The sequence below is a fragment of the Streptomyces sp. NPDC005808 genome (assembly GCF_042871385.1).
GTDB lineage: Bacteria > Actinomycetota > Actinomycetes > Streptomycetales > Streptomycetaceae > Streptomyces.
In genome coordinates, this window is the sequence record NZ_JBIAIK010000016.1 from 102,553 (window position 1) to 119,640 (window position 17,088).

Below are 17,088 nucleotides of genomic sequence, written 5' to 3' on the forward strand. Positions count from 1 at the left end.
CGCCCCGCTTCTGGAGGTTTGGAGGCACACCGGATTCCTACGACCAGTTGGACCAGGTGCAGGCGCTCCGCCGTGACGGCGTCCAGCCGCCGTCCGGAAGGTGTCGATCATCCGTGCCCCCTCCGGATTCTGACGGCTCATCAGAATCCTGGGGCACCTCGGAATCCCAGAGCTTCGGAACCTCAGACCTCGTCGCGGGCGAGCGCCAGCAACCGGTCCAGGACACGCGGTCCGCCCGCCCGTACGCCGTCGTGCTCGAACTCGTCGGTCACCCACGTGCGCAGCCCCCGGATGGCGCGTGCCGTGCGCAGCGCGTGCCCGGTGTCGACGTACATGTCGTCGTGGTAGACAGCCGCGGCGACCGGCACCTCGTTGGCGGCGAGCCTGGCCGTGTCGTAGAGCGGCTGCCAGTCGGTGCGGGCAGCCAGTTCCTCGGCCGTTTCGCGCAGCGGGCGCAGCGCCGGGTCGGTGTCGAACGTCCAGGGGTGCACGGACTCGCCGGTGAACAGCAGCGGCCGGTCGTCCGCGAGGGCCTTGGCCGCGTCGAACTGCGGGAACTCGGCGCGCACCCGCTCGGCGGACCAGGCGGTGGGGCGGTCGCCCTGGGCGTAACAGGCCTCGTGGACGAGGGCGTACAGCGGGTGGCCCGCGTACGACAGCAGTCCCTGCACCTCTTCCTGGAAGGCGTCGGAGAGGGCCGGACCCTGCGGGGTGCGGACGAAGGCCTGCTCCAGGAGGTAGTGGAGGCGGTGGCTGCCCTCGCCGGCGCCGAGGAGCACGCCGAGCGACTGGAAGGCCTCGGCGGTCAGGCGGTAGCCGCCGTGCAGGACCGGCTCGTGCTGGAGGAGGTACTCCGCGATCCGGCGGGCCCGCTCGACGTCCTGCGGGTAACGCGCGTAGTGCGCGACGACCTTGCGCTCGATGCGCGGATACGCGGCACGGTAGACATCGTCCGCGTGGCCGTCCAGGGTCGGCAGTCCGCCGGTGATCAGGGCGGCGCTCAGGCCCTCGGGCGCGGTGGACAGGTAGTGCACCGTACAGAAGCCGCCGAAGCTCTGGCCCAGTACGGTCCAGGGGGCACCGCCGGTGAGCCGTTGGCGGATGGCCTCGCAGTCGCGGACGATGGAGTCGGCGCGGAAGTGCGCGAGGTACTGGGCCTGTTCGCGGGGGCCGCCGCGCAGCGGCAGGGTCTGCCGGTTGGCGGGGGTGGAGTTGCCGGTGCCACGCTGGTCGAGAAGCAGTACCCGGAAGTCCCGCAGGGCTCGGCCGAGCCAGGCCTGCTTGCCGACAAAACGGTTGGCCCCGAAACCCGGACCACCCTGGAGATAGACCAGCCACGGCAGGTCCTGGTGTGCCTTCTCGCTCGCGACGACCTCGCGGGCGAACACCTCGATGCTCTCCCCCGCCGGGTCGGCATGGTCGAGAGGCACGGTGAAGTGTCGGTCGGTGAGGACGACACCGGGCTGGCGGTAGCTGACGGTCAACAGGGCTCCCGAGGCGTACGGTTTCCAGGCTGCGTCCCAGTTGAGCACACGATCCGCGAGCTGCCGAGTCCGGGGATCAAGAAATCCTACTGAACAGCGGCTCAGCACGGCGGTTGCCACAACTGGACCAGGGAGCGCCGGCGAAGGACACCGCCGGAGAGGGGGTCCTGCACGTTGCGGTGACACGAGCCCGTGGGCGACGCGGCCGCCCCGAGTGCCGCGGACAAACGGCTCCCGACCGGCCCGTGAGAGGGGGCTCCCGTGTCACGCGCCCGCCGCGTACGCTGCACCCATCCGATGATCGAACCCGAGGAGCCGCGATGCGTGTCGCCCTGTTCCTGACCTGTGTCAACGACACGCTCTATCCGGACACGGGCCGCTCCGTGGTGAAACTGCTGACCAGGCTGGGCGTCGAGGTCGACTTCCCGATGGCGCAGACATGCTGCGGACAGGCGCACTACAACACGGGATACCGTCACGAGGCCGAGCCGCTCGCCCGACATTTCTCCGATGTATTCGGTGAGTACGAGGCGATCGTGACGCCTTCCGGGTCCTGCGGCGCGATGGTGCGGGAGCTGTACCCGCGGATGGGCGAACGGGCCCGCGCCGAGGGCCGCGGGGACACTCTCGCGGCCACGCTCGCGCCGGTCGTGCCGAAGACGTACGAGCTCACCGAGTTCCTCGTCGACGTGCTCGGCGTGACCGACGTCGGCGCCTACTACCCGCACACGGTGACCTACCACCCCACCTGTCACGGTCTGCGCAGCCTCGGTCTCGGCGACCGCCCGCACCGACTGCTCCAGGCGGTCAAGGGGCTTGAGCTCCGCGAGCTGCCCGGAGCCGACGAGTGCTGCGGCTTCGGTGGCACCTTCGCCGTCAAGAACTCCGATGTGTCCGCGGCGATGGGCGCCGACAAGGTGCGCAACGCCGAGTCGACGGGCGCCGATGTGCTGTGCGCCGCCGACAACTCCTGCCTGATGCACATCGGCGGCACGATGACCCGCCTCCACACGGGCATGCGGCCCGTGCACATCGCGGAGATCCTGGCGAGCACGGAAGAAGAGCCGAGCACGGTCCCCGGGACCTTCAGGGAAGCGGAGTCCAAGGCATGAGCGGAACGTTCGTCGGTATGCCGGCCTTCCCCAAGGCCGCCGGCGTTGCCGTGCACAACGCGACCCTGCGCGGCAATCTGCGCCACGCCACCCACACGATCCGCACCAAGCGCGCCAAGGCGGTCGCCGAGCTGGCGGACTGGACGGAGCTGCGCGAGGCGGGCAAACAGATCAAGGACCATACTCTCCGCCATCTCGACCAGTACCTCGTGCAGTTGGAGGAGTCGGTGACAGCCGCCGGCGGCACCGTGCACTGGGCCGCCGACGCCGACGAGGCCAACCGGATCGTCACGGACCTGGTGAAGGCGACCGGCGAGAGCGAGGTCGTCAAGGTCAAGTCGATGGCCACGCAGGAGATCGGTCTCAACGAAGCCCTCGAAGCCGAGGGTATCCGCGCCTACGAGACGGATCTCGCCGAACTCATCGTGCAGTTGGGCAAGGACCGCCCCTCGCACATCCTGGTCCCCGCCATCCACCGCAACCGCGGCGAGATCCGCGACATCTTCGTGCGCGAGATGAGCGAGTGGGGCCGCCCGGCCCCCGAGGGCCTCACCGACACGCCGGCCGAGCTCGCCGAGGCCGCTCGCGTCCATCTGCGCGAGAAGTTCCTGCGCGCCAAGGTCGGCGTCTCCGGCGCCAACTTCATGATCGCCGAGACCGGCACGCTGGTGGTCGTGGAATCGGAGGGCAACGGCCGGATGTGCCTCACCCTCCCCGAGACGCTGATCTCGGTCGTCGGAATCGAGAAGATCCTCCCCACCTGGCAGGACCTGGAGGTCTTCCTCCAGACCCTCCCGCGCTCCTCGACCGCCGAGCGGATGAACCCGTACACGAGCACCTGGACCGGCACCACCGACGAGGACGGCCCCCAGACCTTCCACCTGGTCCTCCTCGACAACGGCCGCACCGACACGCTCGCCGACGAGGTCGGCCGCCAGGCCCTGCGCTGCATCCGCTGCTCGGCGTGCCTCAACGTCTGCCCGGTGTACGAGCGGGCCGGCGGCCACGCGTACGGCTCGGTCTACCCCGGCCCGATCGGCGCCATCCTCAGCCCCCAGCTCCGGGGCACCGCAAGCGAGATCGACGCCTCACTCCCGTACGCCTCCTCCCTGTGCGGCGCCTGCTACGAGGTGTGCCCGGTCGCCATCGACATCCCGGAAGTCCTCGTCCATCTGCGCGAGCGGATCGCCGAGGGCGGTCCGGCCACCAGCCAGGGCAACAAGGTCGTCCTCAAGCCCGCCAAGGGCCACGCGGCCGAGCGGGCGGCGATGCGCGCGGCGCGCTGGGCGTTCAGCCACCCCGGCGCCCTGCGCACCGGCCAGCGGCTCGCCTCCCGCACCCGCCGCTTCCATCCGCGGACGCTGCCGGGCCCCGGCAGGGCGTGGAGCGAGAGCCGTGATCTGCCGAAGGTGCCCGCGGAGCCCTTCCGGGACTGGTGGCAGCGTACGAACGGTGGAAAGGACACGGCGAAGTGAGCAGCAGGGAACTGATCCTGGGCCGGGTGCGGCGCGCGATCGCGGACGTACAACAGGACGACACGCCGTACGAGCAGGCCATCGACCGGAGCTATCTGCGCGAGCACGGTGCCCGCAGTCTCGCGGAGACGGTTGATCTGCTCGCGGAGAACCTGGCGGACTACCGGGCCATCGTGCACCGGGCGGATACCGAGGGCCTGCCGTCGCTGCTCACCCGGCTGCTCACCGAGCGAGGCTCGCGGACCGTTCTGGTGCCGCAGGGACTGCCGTCCCACTGGGTCGAGGGCGTCGAGCAGGTGCGCGATCACGCTCAGAGCACGCCGAGGGAGCTGGACGGGGTCGACAGCGTGGTCACGGCGTGTGCGGTGGCCATCGCCGAGACCGGCACCATCGTGCTCGACGGCTCCCCAAACCAGGGCCGGCGCCGCATCACGCTGATCCCCGACCACCACATCTGCGTCGTACGAGTCCCCGACCAGGTCGTGTCCTCGGTCCCGCAGGCCATGGGACGCCTCGACCCGACCCGCCCGCTGACCTGGATCTCCGGCCCGTCCGCGACCAGCGACATCGAACTCGACCGGGTGGAGGGGGTGCACGGTCCGCGCGTACTTGAGGTCGTGCTGCTGAGCGGAGAGTGACCGGCGCGGTTAGCGTGAGGGCATGATCCGGTTCGAACAGGTCACCAAGCGGTATCCGGACGGCACGACCGCCGTGGACGACCTCTCCTTCGAGGTCGCCGACGGCGAACTCGTGACGCTCGTCGGCCCGTCGGGCTGCGGCAAGACGACGACCCTGCTGATGGTCAATCGCCTGATCGAACCGACGTCCGGGCGGATCTTCGTGGACGGCGAGGACATCGCCACCATCGACCCTGTGCAGCTGCGGCGCCGCATCGGCTACGTCATTCAGCAGGTCGGACTCTTCCCGCACCGGACGATCCTCGACAACGCCGCGACCGTGCCGTCGCTGGTCGGCTGGAAGAAGGCGAAGGCGCGGGCGCGCGCCGCCGAACTGCTCGATCTGGTGGGCCTGGACCCCAAGACGTACGGAGCGCGCTATCCGGAGCAGTTGTCGGGCGGTCAGCGCCAGCGGGTCGGCGTGGCCCGGGCACTGGCCGCCGACCCGCCCGTGCTGCTGATGGACGAGCCGTTCGGGGCGGTGGACCCGGTGGTGCGGGAGCAGTTGCAGGACGAGTTCCTGCGCATGCAGCAGGCCGTGCGCAAGACGGTGGTGCTGGTCACGCACGACATCGAGGAGGCGGTGCGGCTCGGCGACCGGATCGCGGTGTACGGGCAGGGGCGCATCGAGCAGTTCGACACGCCGGGCGCGGTGCTCGGTACGCCCGCCACGCCGTACGTCGCCGGGTTCGTGGGCGCCGACCGCGGGCTGAAGCGGCTGTCGGTGACGGAGATCGAGCCGAGCGACCTCGAACAGCCGCCGGTCGTCCGGCTCGAAGAGCCCGCCGAGCAGGCGGCGGCCCGGATGAGGTCACAGGACGCGCGCTGGGCGGTGGTCCTGGACTCCGAGGGTGATCTGCACGGCTGGGTCGGCGTCGACGAGCTCGGGGCGGGCGGCTCCGTGCGCGACCTCGTCCACCGGATGAACTCCTGGGTGGCCGTGGGCGCCCCGCTGAAGCAGGCCTTCGGCGTGATGCTCCAGCACGACGCGGGCTGGGTCGCCGTACTGGACGGAGCGCGCTTTCTGGGTGTGCTGACTCCGGCGAAGCTGCACGAGGCGCTGCGCCGGTCGGTGGACGCGGACGCGCTGGGCGTGTCGCGGGGTCAGGTGACGTTCGATTCGGTGGCGGATGCCTGACCCGTGGACAGCGCTTGACGCTCGGGCCGATGTGAGCGGGCGAGGAGTCCGTAGGCCCGGCGTTCGTTGAAGCGCGTTCATCAGCCCGTTTGTTGAAGCCAGTCAGGAATCCGACGCCGGTCACGGATCTGTCACTTCAGCAGGTCCTTCTCCTTCAGATAGGTCCGTGCCACGTCCTCGGGCAGCCGTCGCCAGCTGTCCACCTGTTCGTTCATGGACGCCAAGTCGGCAGTGGTGAGTACGTCGTTGAGCTTGCCGAGTGCCTTGGTGACGCCCTCGCTGCCGGCCCGGGAGCGGTTGACGACGGGGACGATGTAGTCGGCGTTCTGCAGGTGTCTGTCGTCGGTGAGCAGGACGAGCCCGAAGTCGCCGAGGGTCGCGTCCGTCGTGGTGGTGAGCACCATCTGGTCCTGGCCGTTCTGCACGGCGAGCTTGGCCTGCGTGGTGCCGACTCCCTTGGGGTCGACGGCGGTGATGTCGATGCCGTAGGTCTTCTTCAATCCCGGTTCGCAGTACGGCCGTTGCACGCACTCGTCGCCCGCAGCGAGCCGCACCTTCAGCCCTGACTCCCCGAGGTCGCTGAGCGTCTTGAGGTGGTGCTGGGCGGCGTACGCCTCGGCGACGGCGAAGGCGTTCTGATCGACGGCCCTTCCCGCGTCGAGGACGGTGAGACCGCGTGGCGTGGCCAGCCTGCGCAGAGCGGTCATCGTGGCGTCGAGGTCGGGCGAGCCGACGGGCGGTGCGTCGGCGCCGTTGGTCTTGGCGTTCAGCCAGTCGGCGAAGGTTGCCGCGTATTCGGGGACGACGTCGATCTGGCCCGATTCCAGGGCCGGTTCGTACAGTTCGCGGTTGGCGACGGTGAGCATCGAGGTCTGGTAGCCGGCCTGGTTGAGGAGCAGCGCGTACATCTGGGCGAGCAGGTCGCTCTCGGTGAATCCGGCCGAGCCGATGGTCAGGTGTCTGCTGTCTCCGGGCGGGGCGGTGACCGCGCCCTGGTTCTCCAGGGACGGGCCGGTGGTGCAACCGGTCACCAGGACGAGGGTCAGGGCTGCCAGGCGTCGTGTCATCGCGATCTCCTCGCCCAACTCGGTGCCAGCCGCTCGGCGATCTCGAAGATCCCCTCGACGATGAGCGCGAACACGGCGACCAGGACGGCACCGGCCACGACCTGCGGCGTACTCGCCAGGTTGAAACCGGCGGTGATGATCCGGCCGAGCCCGCCGCCGCCCGCGAGTGCGGCGATGGTGGCGGTCGCCACGAGTTGCACCGCGGCGATCCGGACCCCGTTCATCACCATCGGGAGTGCGAGGGGCAGTTCCACGCGGAACACCATCTGCCGCCCGGTCATCCCCATCCCGCGCGCGGACCGCACCACGCTGGGGTCGACCTCGCGCATCCCCACGTAGGCGTTGGTGAGCAGGGGCGGTACGGCGAACAGGACGAGGGCGACGACGGTGGGGCCCTCGCCCCAGTTCCCGACCGGGGTGAGGAGCAGGAGCACCAGCACGGCGAAGGTGGGGACGGCACGGCCGACGTTGGAGATGTTGACGGCGAGCGCGCCGCCCTTGCCGAGGTGGCCGAGGACCAGGGCGATGGGCAGCGCGATGAGACAGCTGATGACCAGGCAGACGACGGTCAGGACGAGATGCTGGCCGAGCCGGTGCCAGACGCCGTCGGCGCCCGCCCAGTGCGCGGAGTCGGTGAGCCAGTTCCAGGCGTCCGTCAGTGTGTTCATCCGCGAGCCGCCCTGGCCCAGGGGGTGATGAGCCACTGAACGCCGAGGAGCAGGAGGTCGGCGGCGACCGCGATGACGACGCACAGCACGGACGCGGTCAGGACCTGGGCCTTGAAGTAGGTGTTCATGCCCGCGTAGATGAGGTTGCCGAGCCCTCCGAAGCCGACGATCGCCCCGACCGTCACCAGCGACACGGCCGAGACCATGGCGATCCGCAGGCCGGCCATGGCGGCGGGCAGGGCGAGGGGCAGTTCCACGGTGAGCAGGAGGCGGATCGGCCCGTAGCCCATGCCGCGGGCGGCCTGCCGGGTGTCCTCGGGTACCGCACGCAGGCCCGCGAGGATGTTCCGTACGAGCAGGGTCAGCGAATAGAGGACGAGACCCGCGACGACGAGCGTCGCGGAGAGTCCGTACAGGGGAAGGAGCAGTGAGAACATCGCCAGCGACGGAATCGTGTAGAGGATCGTCGTCACGGCGAGTACCGGCCCCGCCGCCCAGCCCCAGCGGCGCGCGAGGACGGCCAGTGGTACGGCGACGACGACGGCGATGAGCACCGCGAGCGAGGTCAGCTGGAGATGCTGGACCACGGCGTCGAGGAGGATCTGGCGGCGGGTGCTCAGATACTCACCGCAGATCCACTCGTTGCGCGCGAGGCAGTCGTCCGGGGGCGCGGTCACCTGCCCATTGCATCTGTCCCGCAAGGCGGTCGGCGCGTTGTGGTGACCCGTACGGGGTGTCGCTGGGTACACCCCGGCATACGGGTTCTGCGCCCAATGTGGTCTGCCACGGCTCTCCGTAGCGTCGTCGGCGAGGCACAGGGCGTGCCGCACGGAGGCTGATGACGATGTTTCGCAAGCCCGCGCGACGCAGGAACGACTCGGGACCCGCCCCGGAGGCTCTGCGGCTGGTCAAGGTCACCAAGACGTACGGGTCCGAGGAGAATGCCGTGACCGCGCTGGACGGGGTGACGCTCACGCTGGCTCGGGGCACTTTCACCGCGGTCATGGGGCCCTCGGGCTCGGGCAAGTCCACGCTGTTGCAGTGCGCGGCCGGGCTGGACCGGCCCGACTCGGGCATCGTGATGGTCGACGGCGCGGAGATGACGGGCGGCGGCGAGGCCGAGCTGACGAGGTTCCGGCGCAGCCGGATCGGGTTCGTCTTCCAGCAGTACAACCTGCTGCCGACGCTGACCGTCGCCCAGAACACGGTGCTGCCGCTCAGGCTCGCCCGGCGGCGCGTCGACCGCAGGCGGGTCCAGGAGACCCTGACGGCCGTCGGTCTCGGCGACCGCCTGGGCCATCTGCCCGAGCAGCTCTCGGGAGGTCAGCGGCAGCGCGTCGCGATCGCCCGCGCACTGGTCACCGAGCCCCGGGTGATCTTCGCGGACGAACCGACCGGGGCGCTGGACACGCGCAGCGCGCGGGATGTGCTGCGGCTTCTGCAGGAGGCGGTACGGGTGCACGGCAGGACCGTCGTCATGGTGACGCACGACCCGGTCGCCGCCTCGTACGCCGACTCCGTCGTGTTCCTCGCGGACGGCCGGCTGGCGGGCGCGATGCACGCGCCGACAGCCGACGCCGTGGCCGAGCGGCTCGCGCACCTGGGTGACGACACCACGGTGGGGGTGTGAGCCATGTTCGCTCTGTCCTTGCGTTCCATCAGGCAGCGCCCCGGGCGCTTCACCTCGACGCTGCTGTCGGCCTTCCTGGGCGCGGCGATCATCATGACCTTCAACGCGATGCACGACACGGCGGGGCAGCCCGGCGTCGACTCCGTGAGCGCCCAGTCGCTGACCACTGCGGCAAGCGTCGTGGGCGGCTACGGCTCGCTGCTGGTGTTCTTCGCGGTCGCCTCGACGCTGACGGTCAATGTCCGTCAACGCGCCGACGAGATCGAGCTGTTGCGCTGCTCGGGGGCGACTCCGGCGCAGATCAAGCGGATGGTCGTCGGCGAGTCGGTGGTGGTCGCGCTGGTGGGCGCGGTGCTGGCGATCGGTCCGGCGATGCTCGGCGGGACGGCCCTGCTGGACGTGTTCCACGACAGCGGCCAGGTCGCCCGGTCGGTGGACTACTCCTTCGGTACCGTCGCGCTCATGTCGGGCATCTGGATCACGGTGCTCGCTTCGGCGGGCGCGGCGTTCCTGGCGGTACGGCGGGCCACGCACCGGCGTCAACCCCGGCGCGGCGTACGGAGGTTCTTCGCGTACGCGGCACTGGCCGTCGGTGGTCTCGCGGTCCTGTCCACCTTCGGGTTCTCCTCGACGGACGCCGCGCTGATGGCTCCTCCCGCGTACGGGGCGATCCTGCTGTCCGTGGGGTGCGCGCTGCTCTCGCCGCAACTGCTGGCGGGGCTGCTCGACCGGCTCGTACTGACGAGCCCGAGCGGCTACCTGGCCGTACGGAACCTGCGCCGCCGGGCAGCCGAGCTGTCCGGGGTCCTGATGCCGCTGATCCTCTTCACCGGCATGGCGACGGCGACGCTCTCCATGCAGGCGGTCGAGAGCGACGCGATCAAGGCCTCAGGTATTGCGAAAACAATCGACGCGAAGAATCTCGAAACCCTGAACCTCGTGGTTGTCGGCATCATTGTGGTCTTCTCCTGCATCATGCTGATCAATTCCCTGTACGCGGCGACGACTTACCGCAGCCGGGAGTTCGGCCAACAGCGACTGGCCGGTGCGACGCCGGGCCAGGTGCTCGGAATGATCGGTGTGGAGGGCCTGGTCGTGACGGTCACCGGTGTCGTCCTCGGCACCGTGGCAGGGCTCGCCGGACTCCTCCCCTTCACCCTCGTCCGCACGGACGCGGCCTGGCCGGACCAGGGCCCGGGTATCTGGCTCACCGTCGTCGCGATCGCGGGGGCGGTCACGCTGGGGACCAGCCTGTTCACGGCCCGGCGTACCCTGCGGACGCCCGCGGTGGCGGCGGTGACGACGGCCGCGTGATCGCAGTGATCTCAAGGGCGGCCGGGCGTCGTGACCGCAGTGATCTCAAGGGCGGCCGGGCGTACTCGCCGGCCGCCCTCATGCGCCCCCGAGGCGAAAGGGGCGCCGGTCCCTCTCCGCTTGCGCTCAGGCCGCGTCGGACCCTCGCCGCGCAGGCCGCGCCGGTCCCTCTCCGCTCGTCGCAGAGGCCGCGTCGCTCGCTATCTCCTCGCGCAGGGTGGCGCAGCAACCGCTGATCAGCCTGGACACGTGCATCTGCGAGATGCCGAGCTGCCGCGCGATGCCGAGTTGCGTCATCCCGCCGAAGAAGCGCAGGTAGAGGATGGTCCGGTCGCGTTCGGGGAGCGTGCGCAGCGCGGGTTTCACGGCCTCGCGGTCGATGACCAGGTCGAAGCCGGCGTCGGGCTCGCCGAGGGTGTCGGCGAGGTCGTATCCGTTCTCGCTGCCCGGGAGTTCGGCGTCCAGCGAGAGCGCGGTGAAACAGTCGAGAGCCTCCAGGCCGGTGCGTACCTCGTTCTCGCTCAGGTGCGCGCACTCGGCGATCTCCGTGACGGTGGGCCGTTGGCCGGGGATCGTCTGCGCCAGGTTCTTGAGGGCGGCGCGCACCCGGTTGCGCAGGTCCTGGACGCGGCGCGGCACGTGCAGGACCCACATGTGGTCACGGAAGTGGCGTTTGATCTCGCCGGTGACGGTCGGCACGGCGTAACTCTCGAAGGCGTTGCCCAGGGCGGGGTCGTAGCGGTCCACCGCCTTGACCAGTCCCAGGGCCGCGACCTGGTTCAGGTCCTCGACGTTCTCGCCCCTGCCCCGGAACCGGCTCGCGATGCGCTGCGCCATGGGCAACCAGGATTCGATGAGCTCGTCGCGCAGCGCCTGCCGCTCGGGCCCGTCGGACAGGCCGGCCAGACGGGCGAAGGCCGCGGCGGTGTCGGGGGCGTCATCGTGCGGATGCTGCTTCTTGCTGACCGGGACAACAGACATGGTGCTCACAACTCCCTCAGGGGGTGCTGAGCGGACAGTCACCATGGGAGGGCGCGCATACCAGTCGGAAGGGAAACACCCGCGGCCTTTGCACACCTGCGCCCACGGACGTGCCTCCTGTCCGAAGCACTGGATCTCAAATTCCCCGCACGGCGCCGGCAAAACCATTTCGCCAATCAGATGACTCCGCGCAATCAGTCGAATCGGGAACGTCAATCCCCTGAAATCGGAAAGGGAGCGGCGCCGGGACGGACGATACGGGCGGCGAATTCGGCGAGGTCGGCGACGACCCGCTCGGGCAGTTCCCAGTGCACGACGTGGCCCGCACCCTCGTAGACAAGGAGGCGCGCTCCGAAGATGGCGTCCAGGATGATCTGCTGGTCGCTGCGCGGGAGGATTTCGTCCCGGTCGCCCCAGATGACGAGGGTCGGCACCAGGATTCCGGTGAGCGTCGCGCCGAGGTCGGCCTCCAGCAGGCCGCGGAGGGTCTCCCGCCAGACGCGGGCCGGAACCTTCAGGCTCTCTTCGATCATGGTCTCGACGAGTCCCCTGGCGACCCCGTCGCCCACCGTGACAGCCATGAGGTCCTCGACGAACTTGCGGGGAACGGGGTCGGAGAAGCCCGCCACCGACTCCTGCGCTCTCAGCGCCGCGGGCTTGTCGGCAAGCGTGGCGGGGACGCCGAGCAGGACCAGTCCCTCGATGCGATCGGGGTGGCTGCCGGCGACGATCCGGGCCTGCACGCCACCGCTGGAGGATCCCACGAGAAGAGCGCGGTCGATTCCGACGGCGTCGAGGAAGTCCACGAGATCGGAGGCGAAGTCCTCCGGCGTGTAACCGTCGGGGGGACGGCCTGCGTCACCGTGTCCGCGCTGGGTGGGCGCGTAGCCGTGCAGGGAGACCGGGAGACGCCGCAGGAGGGGTTCGAAGGACCACCAGGAGTCGGAGAGCCCGTGCACGAAGACCACCGGTGTCCCATCGGGGTAGCCGGCCTCGGCGTAGGGGAGCACGAGTCCGTCGCCCACCGTCGCGGACTTCACAGAGATCACGGTCACGGCTGCCAGCCTCCCTCCGCTCGGCCGTCCCGACCCGGGAGCCGGGCACAGGAAAACGAGCGGCGAACACCTCCGACAGTACCGACCGGGGACACGGGCCGCCCTCCGGCGGCGGGCCTCGCCGGGGTCCGGCAGCCGGGCAGCGGGTCCCTGGCTCGCCCTCACAATCCTGACCGCAACGCCACACGCGGTGGCAGTACGGGAGTGCTGCCGCTCCTTGAGGCCCGTATGCGAACGATCGTCCAGATGACCTCTGACAACGTCGCAGTGTTCATGACAACATTGTCATCGGGGCCGGGGTTGCTGTGGTCGTCACCGCGACCGCCCCCGGCCCGAGGGGCCAAGGAGGCCAAGGCATGACTGTCAGGAGAACGCTCGTCCGGGTGGTGGCCGGGCTGGTCGCGGCCGCGACCGTGCTGTTCGGCACCGGGACGCCCGCTGCCGCGGCAAACAGCAAGCGGGTCGTAGTCTACTACCAGACGCAGTACTCCAACGGGTCCTACGTCTCCCCGTTGGGCCTCACCAACAACAACACCGGGGTCACCGACCTGCTGATCGGCGCCTTCCATCTCAACAGCGACCTGTCGGTCCACCTGAACGACAACCCTCCCGGCAACGCGATGTTCAACCAGATGTGGACGGACGTCGCGGCGATGCAGGCGAAGGGCGTGCACGCGATCGGCATGGTCGGCGGGGCCGCCCAGGGCACCTTCCAGCGCCTGGACACCGACTTCGCCACCTACTACCCGCTGTTGAAGAACGTGGTGTCCACCTACCACCTCGACGGCCTGGACCTGGACGTGGAGGAGTACATGTCCCTGGCCGGCGTGGAGCGGCTCATCGACCAGCTCCACGCCGACTTCGGCGCCGGCTTCATCGTGACCCTGGCGCCCGTGGCCACCGCGTTGAGCGGGGGCGGCAACCTGTCCGGCTTCAGCTACGACCAGCTCTATCGCGACCGCGCGAGCTCCATCGCCTGGTTCAACGCGCAGTTCTACTGTGGCTGGGGATCGCTCAGTTCCACCAGCGGTTACGACGCGATCATCAACCGCGGCGTGATCCCCGCGGACAGGGTCGTCGCGGGTACTCTCACCAATCCGGCCAACTGCGGCAGCGGTTACGTCGATCCCAGCGTTCTGAACAGCACCCTCGCGACGCTCACCGCCAAGTACCCCTCCTTCGGCGGCGTTTCCGGCTGGGAGTACTTCAACTCCCTGCCCGGCGGCACCAGCGCGCCCTGGCAGTGGGCCGCCTCGGTGAGCGCCGCCATGGGCAGCGGCACCGGCCCGACCAACCTCGCTCTCGGCAAGAGCGCCACCGGCAGCACCTCCTGCAACAGCAACGAGACGCCCGCCAAAGCAGTCAACGGCACGGTGACCGGCGGGAACAGCGACAAGTTCTGCTCCCTCACCTCCCCGGCGCAGCTCACCGTCGACCTCGGCTCGGCCCACTCCGTCACCGGCCTCGAGATCGACCACGCCGGCGCGGGCGGCGAGGCCGCGTCCTACAACACCCGGGCGTACACGGTGCAGGTCTCCACCAACGCAACGACCTGGACCACCGTCGCCCAGGCCACCGCCAACACCGCCGGTGTCAGCACGCACAGCCTCACCGGTACCTCCGCCCGCTACGTCCGGCTGAATATCACCACTCCCACCCAGGGCACCGACCCCGCCACCCGCGTCTACGAGTTCAAGGTCTTCGGCTGACGAGGAGCCGCTCACGACGAGGGTGTCGAGTGGGCCGTGCCGGTCTGCGTGTGCTCAAGATCCGGGCGGCAGCACAGCCCGGGAGCGGACCGGTCCGGCCCGTCGCCCCGCGTTCCGCGCGAGGGCTGCACCCGAGCTCGAACTCCAGGTCAGCGCACCCTTCCACGCGGTTTCAACGGCACCGGCGGGAGTTCAGGAGCAGGCAGTGGCGCACCGTCATAGCCCACCACCTCACCGAACCGGGAGCCGGCCATCCAGTCCGAACGGGCCTGACGGATGTCCTCGTTGGACCGCCCGATGAAGTTCCACCACATGATCAGCTCCTCCTCGAACGGTTCGCCGCCTAGGAGCATGAGGGCCGCGTCGGACCGGGCGCGCAGCGGGAGTTCGGTGCGGCCGCAGCCGAGGTAGAGCATCGAGCCCGGGAGTACCGGTACGCCGTCGACATCGGCCTCGCCGGACATGGCGAGGACGGCGTACTCGAAGTCGGGCTCCAGGGGCAGACGTACGTCGGCGCCGCTCGTGAGAGCCAGGTCGGCGCCGACGATCGGGGTGTACGTCGTGCCGGGCGACGCCGTGCCGTCGACCGTGCCCAGGATGAGCGTGGCGCGCAGGCCCGGAGCGGTGACGAGGGGCAGTTCGGAGTGGTGCTCGAAGCGCGGTTCGGCATGGCGGTGGCTGTCCGGGAGGGCGACCCAGAGCTGCGCGCCGTGCAGGAAGCGGGCGTGCGACTTGGGGCTCTCCTCGGAGTGGCTGATGGCGCGGCCGGAGGTCATCAGGCCCAGTTCGCGCGGACGGATGGTCTGCAGGCTGCCCGTGGAGTCGCGGTGCAGCACCTCGCCCTCGTGCAGCCAGCTGACGGTCTGCAGGCCCATGTGCGGGTGCGGCGGGACCTGCATGCCGGGCTCCTCGGCGATGTCGTCGGGCCCGTAGTGATCGACGAAGCACCACGCGCCGACCATGCGGCGGCCCAGGTTGGGCAGCAGGCGGCGGACTTCGGTGGACTCGCCGAGCTTGACCTTGCGGGGGCTGAGGAGTTCGCGCACCGGTTCGGCCACCACAAAACCGCGGCCACCGCACAGGGCGGGCACTGCCTCGCGATCAAGATTGCTCATGGCCCACAACCTAGCCCCGTGGGCGACCCGCCGTCCGGCCATCGACCCGCCCATTGAGGGGCACTCGGCGCCAGGTCCGGGCAAAGGACGACAAAAGGGTCGGGGGCCTGGGGCCCAGACGCATACCCCATCGGTCGGGCCGACCGACAAAATAGTAGCCATGGATATAGTAGCCATGTACTGTTTTTTGCATGAGTTCGGCACCTGAGAACGCGACGCCCGGCTTCCTCGTCTGGCGTCTGTCGATGAAATGGCGGGTGGCCGTCGACCGGGCGGTCGCGCCGCTGGGCCTGACCCACGCGCAGTACTCGCTGGTGGCGTCGCTGTACGGCATGCACAGGGATGGCCGGCGGCCGAGCCAGCGCGCACTCGCCGACCACACCGGACTCGAACCGCTCTACGTCTCCAAGCTCGCCCGCGCCCTGGAGACGGCCGGGCTCGTCGACCGGACCCGCGATCCGGCCGACCCGCGAGCCGTGCAGCTGTCACTCACCAAGGAGGGGCGCGAGGTCACGCGCCGCGCGATCAGGGTGGTCCAGAGCCTCCTGGACCAGCTCCTGGAACCCCTCGGCGGGCTCCACGGCGAGCGCACAGGGGCGTTCAGCCGCGAGTTGGCGGCGCTGCTCGACGTACCACTGGGTCCACGTTCCGAGCAGAGACACCCACAGAGGGAACGCCCCGAACAGGAACACCCCAAGCAAGTACTTCCCGAGAAGGAGCAGTCATGACCACCGCCACTCCCCCCGCCAACGGCCAGCTCATAGCCCTGGCCCACTTCGCGAGCCGGGCCGTTCTGGAGACGGTCCTGGGCAGCACCGGAACCACGTTCCACCAGTCGGTGACCCTCAATGCCGTCGCGAGTCAGGGCGGCACCGCCGAGCACGACTGGCTCATCGGCCGCCTGACCGGAGCACTGAAGATCGAGGAGTCCGCGGCCCGGGAGATCGCCGACGAACTCGTTACCCTGAAGCTGCTGGAGGAGTCGGCCGCGGGGCAGGTTTCCTTCACGAACAGCGGCCGGGAGCTCTTCGACAGTATCCAACCGGGCGTACGTGAGGCTTCGGCCCGGCTGTACGCGGATATCCCGGCGGAGGATCTGGCGACCGCCGGTCGCGTACTCACCCTGGTCACGGAGCGGGCCAACGCGGAGCTCGACGGCGCCTGAACCCCACCACCCTGCAGTAGTGGAATATTCAACCAACACCTGCCGTTGAGCCCGTCAAAGGAGGTCAGCGGTGGACACGACGTACTACGACCACGGGACGGCCGCGGAGCGCTGGGAGCGGGCGCGGATGTTCTTCGATGCCAGGGACTACGCCGGTGCGGCGCGGGTTCTGGAGGGCCTGGTCCAGGAGGTGCCGGAGCTGGTCGGACCCCGGCTGCTGCTGGCCCGCTCGTACTACCACTCGGCCCAACTGCGGCGCGCGGAGGCCGAGTTGCGCGTACTCGTGGAGCTCGACCCGGTCGAGCACTACGCCCGCCTGATGCTGGGGCGCACACTTCAGCGCCAGGGGCGGTCCGAGGAGGCGGAGCGGCACCTGCGGATCGCCTCGGCGCTCACGGGCGAATTCGAGCAGGTGTAACAGCCCTGCGGAGGAAGGCCGGTCACCACCGTGACCGGCCTTTTCGTATGCGCCCTCGGTAATGGCCGGACGGGCCGGAC

General features: G+C 69.8%; 17 protein-coding genes. 10 read left to right on the forward strand and 7 right to left on the reverse strand.

The window, feature by feature from the left end:
• Positions 1-182: 182 nt before the first annotated feature.
• Positions 183-1,484, reverse strand: coding sequence for an alpha/beta fold hydrolase (locus ACFYPC_RS29920; protein WP_391888863.1), 1,302 nt, complete (start codon positions 1,482-1,484; stop codon positions 183-185).
• Positions 1,485-1,804: 320 nt separating this feature from the next.
• On the opposite strand from ACFYPC_RS29920, the gene ACFYPC_RS29925 reads away from it, so the two are divergent.
• Genes ACFYPC_RS29925 through ACFYPC_RS29940 form a run of 4 tightly spaced genes read left to right on the forward strand, consistent with a single transcriptional unit; the run spans position 1,805 to position 5,886 of the window.
• The gene (locus ACFYPC_RS29925) at positions 1,805-2,596 is read left to right on the forward strand and encodes a (Fe-S)-binding protein (protein WP_391888865.1); all 792 of its coding nucleotides are present in this window, start codon (positions 1,805-1,807) and stop codon (positions 2,594-2,596) included.
• Positions 2,593-4,071 (forward strand): LutB/LldF family L-lactate oxidation iron-sulfur protein, encoded by a 1,479-nt coding sequence (locus ACFYPC_RS29930; protein ID WP_391888867.1) that lies wholly within the window; start codon positions 2,593-2,595, stop codon positions 4,069-4,071. The genes ACFYPC_RS29925 and ACFYPC_RS29930 overlap by 4 nt, the downstream gene beginning before the upstream one ends.
• Positions 4,068-4,709, forward strand: a complete 642-nt coding sequence (locus ACFYPC_RS29935; protein ID WP_391888870.1) for a lactate utilization protein C — start codon at positions 4,068-4,070, stop codon at positions 4,707-4,709. The genes ACFYPC_RS29930 and ACFYPC_RS29935 overlap by 4 nt, the downstream gene beginning before the upstream one ends.
• A 22-nt stretch (positions 4,710-4,731) precedes the next feature.
• Positions 4,732-5,886 carry a betaine/proline/choline family ABC transporter ATP-binding protein gene (locus tag ACFYPC_RS29940; protein WP_391888872.1) on the forward strand — a complete coding sequence of 385 codons (1,155 nt, stop codon included), beginning with the start codon at positions 4,732-4,734 and terminating at the stop codon, positions 5,884-5,886.
• Positions 5,887-6,017: 131 nt separating this feature from the next.
• Here the strand turns inward: ACFYPC_RS29940 and ACFYPC_RS29945 are convergent, their stop codons facing one another.
• From ACFYPC_RS29945 to ACFYPC_RS29955, 3 genes are read right to left on the reverse strand one after another with little or no spacing between them, the layout of a single operon-like run.
• Positions 6,018-6,953: an ABC transporter substrate-binding protein gene (locus tag ACFYPC_RS29945; RefSeq protein ID WP_391888874.1), complete on the reverse strand. Its 936-nt coding sequence runs from the start codon at positions 6,951-6,953 to the stop codon at positions 6,018-6,020.
• Complete coding sequence (locus ACFYPC_RS29950; protein ID WP_391888877.1) at positions 6,950-7,621, reverse strand: ABC transporter permease; 672 nt, start codon at positions 7,619-7,621, stop codon at positions 6,950-6,952. The genes ACFYPC_RS29945 and ACFYPC_RS29950 overlap by 4 nt, the downstream gene beginning before the upstream one ends.
• The gene (locus tag ACFYPC_RS29955; RefSeq protein WP_391888880.1) at positions 7,618-8,298 is read right to left on the reverse strand and encodes an ABC transporter permease; all 681 of its coding nucleotides are present in this window, start codon (positions 8,296-8,298) and stop codon (positions 7,618-7,620) included. The genes ACFYPC_RS29950 and ACFYPC_RS29955 overlap by 4 nt, the downstream gene beginning before the upstream one ends.
• A gap of 161 nt (positions 8,299-8,459) precedes the next feature.
• On the opposite strand from ACFYPC_RS29955, the gene ACFYPC_RS29960 reads away from it, so the two are divergent.
• Both ACFYPC_RS29960 and ACFYPC_RS29965 read left to right on the forward strand, forming a co-directional pair.
• Positions 8,460-9,251, forward strand: a complete 792-nt coding sequence (locus ACFYPC_RS29960) for an ABC transporter ATP-binding protein (protein WP_391888883.1) — start codon at positions 8,460-8,462, stop codon at positions 9,249-9,251.
• Between the two features lie 3 nt (positions 9,252-9,254).
• Positions 9,255-10,565 carry an FtsX-like permease family protein gene (locus ACFYPC_RS29965; protein ID WP_391888886.1) on the forward strand — a complete coding sequence of 437 codons (1,311 nt, stop codon included), beginning with the start codon at positions 9,255-9,257 and terminating at the stop codon, positions 10,563-10,565.
• A 126-nt stretch (positions 10,566-10,691) separates the two neighbouring features.
• On the opposite strand, the gene ACFYPC_RS29970 is transcribed toward ACFYPC_RS29965, so the two are convergent.
• Positions 10,692-11,546 carry a SigB/SigF/SigG family RNA polymerase sigma factor gene (locus ACFYPC_RS29970; protein ID WP_391888888.1) on the reverse strand — a complete coding sequence of 285 codons (855 nt, stop codon included), beginning with the start codon at positions 11,544-11,546 and terminating at the stop codon, positions 10,692-10,694.
• A gap of 212 nt (positions 11,547-11,758) precedes the next feature.
• The gene (locus ACFYPC_RS29975; protein WP_391888891.1) at positions 11,759-12,601 is read right to left on the reverse strand and encodes an alpha/beta fold hydrolase; all 843 of its coding nucleotides are present in this window, start codon (positions 12,599-12,601) and stop codon (positions 11,759-11,761) included.
• Positions 12,602-12,957: 356 nt separating this feature from the next.
• On the opposite strand from ACFYPC_RS29975, the gene ACFYPC_RS29980 reads away from it, so the two are divergent.
• Positions 12,958-14,310, forward strand: coding sequence for a discoidin domain-containing protein (locus ACFYPC_RS29980; RefSeq protein ID WP_391888893.1), 1,353 nt, complete (start codon positions 12,958-12,960; stop codon positions 14,308-14,310).
• Between the two features lie 149 nt (positions 14,311-14,459).
• Here ACFYPC_RS29980 and ACFYPC_RS29985 read toward each other — a convergent pair whose 3' ends face one another.
• Positions 14,460-15,425 carry a pirin family protein gene (locus tag ACFYPC_RS29985; RefSeq protein WP_391888895.1) on the reverse strand — a complete coding sequence of 322 codons (966 nt, stop codon included), beginning with the start codon at positions 15,423-15,425 and terminating at the stop codon, positions 14,460-14,462.
• Between the two features lie 191 nt (positions 15,426-15,616).
• On the opposite strand from ACFYPC_RS29985, the gene ACFYPC_RS29990 reads away from it, so the two are divergent.
• The 3 genes from ACFYPC_RS29990 (at position 15,617) to ACFYPC_RS30000 (ending at position 17,008) form a co-directional block, all read left to right on the forward strand.
• A complete protein-coding gene (locus tag ACFYPC_RS29990; protein WP_391888897.1) occupies positions 15,617-16,153 on the forward strand; it encodes a MarR family winged helix-turn-helix transcriptional regulator in 537 nt (178 codons plus the stop codon).
• On the forward strand, positions 16,150-16,590 hold the full coding sequence (locus ACFYPC_RS29995; protein ID WP_391888899.1) for a MarR family transcriptional regulator: 441 nt from the start codon (positions 16,150-16,152) through the stop codon (positions 16,588-16,590). Before ACFYPC_RS29990 ends, ACFYPC_RS29995 begins: the two co-directional genes overlap by 4 nt.
• Positions 16,591-16,660: 70 nt before the next feature.
• Positions 16,661-17,008: a tetratricopeptide repeat protein gene (locus tag ACFYPC_RS30000; protein WP_391888902.1), complete on the forward strand. Its 348-nt coding sequence runs from the start codon at positions 16,661-16,663 to the stop codon at positions 17,006-17,008.
• The last annotated feature ends 80 nt before the right edge of the window (positions 17,009-17,088 follow it).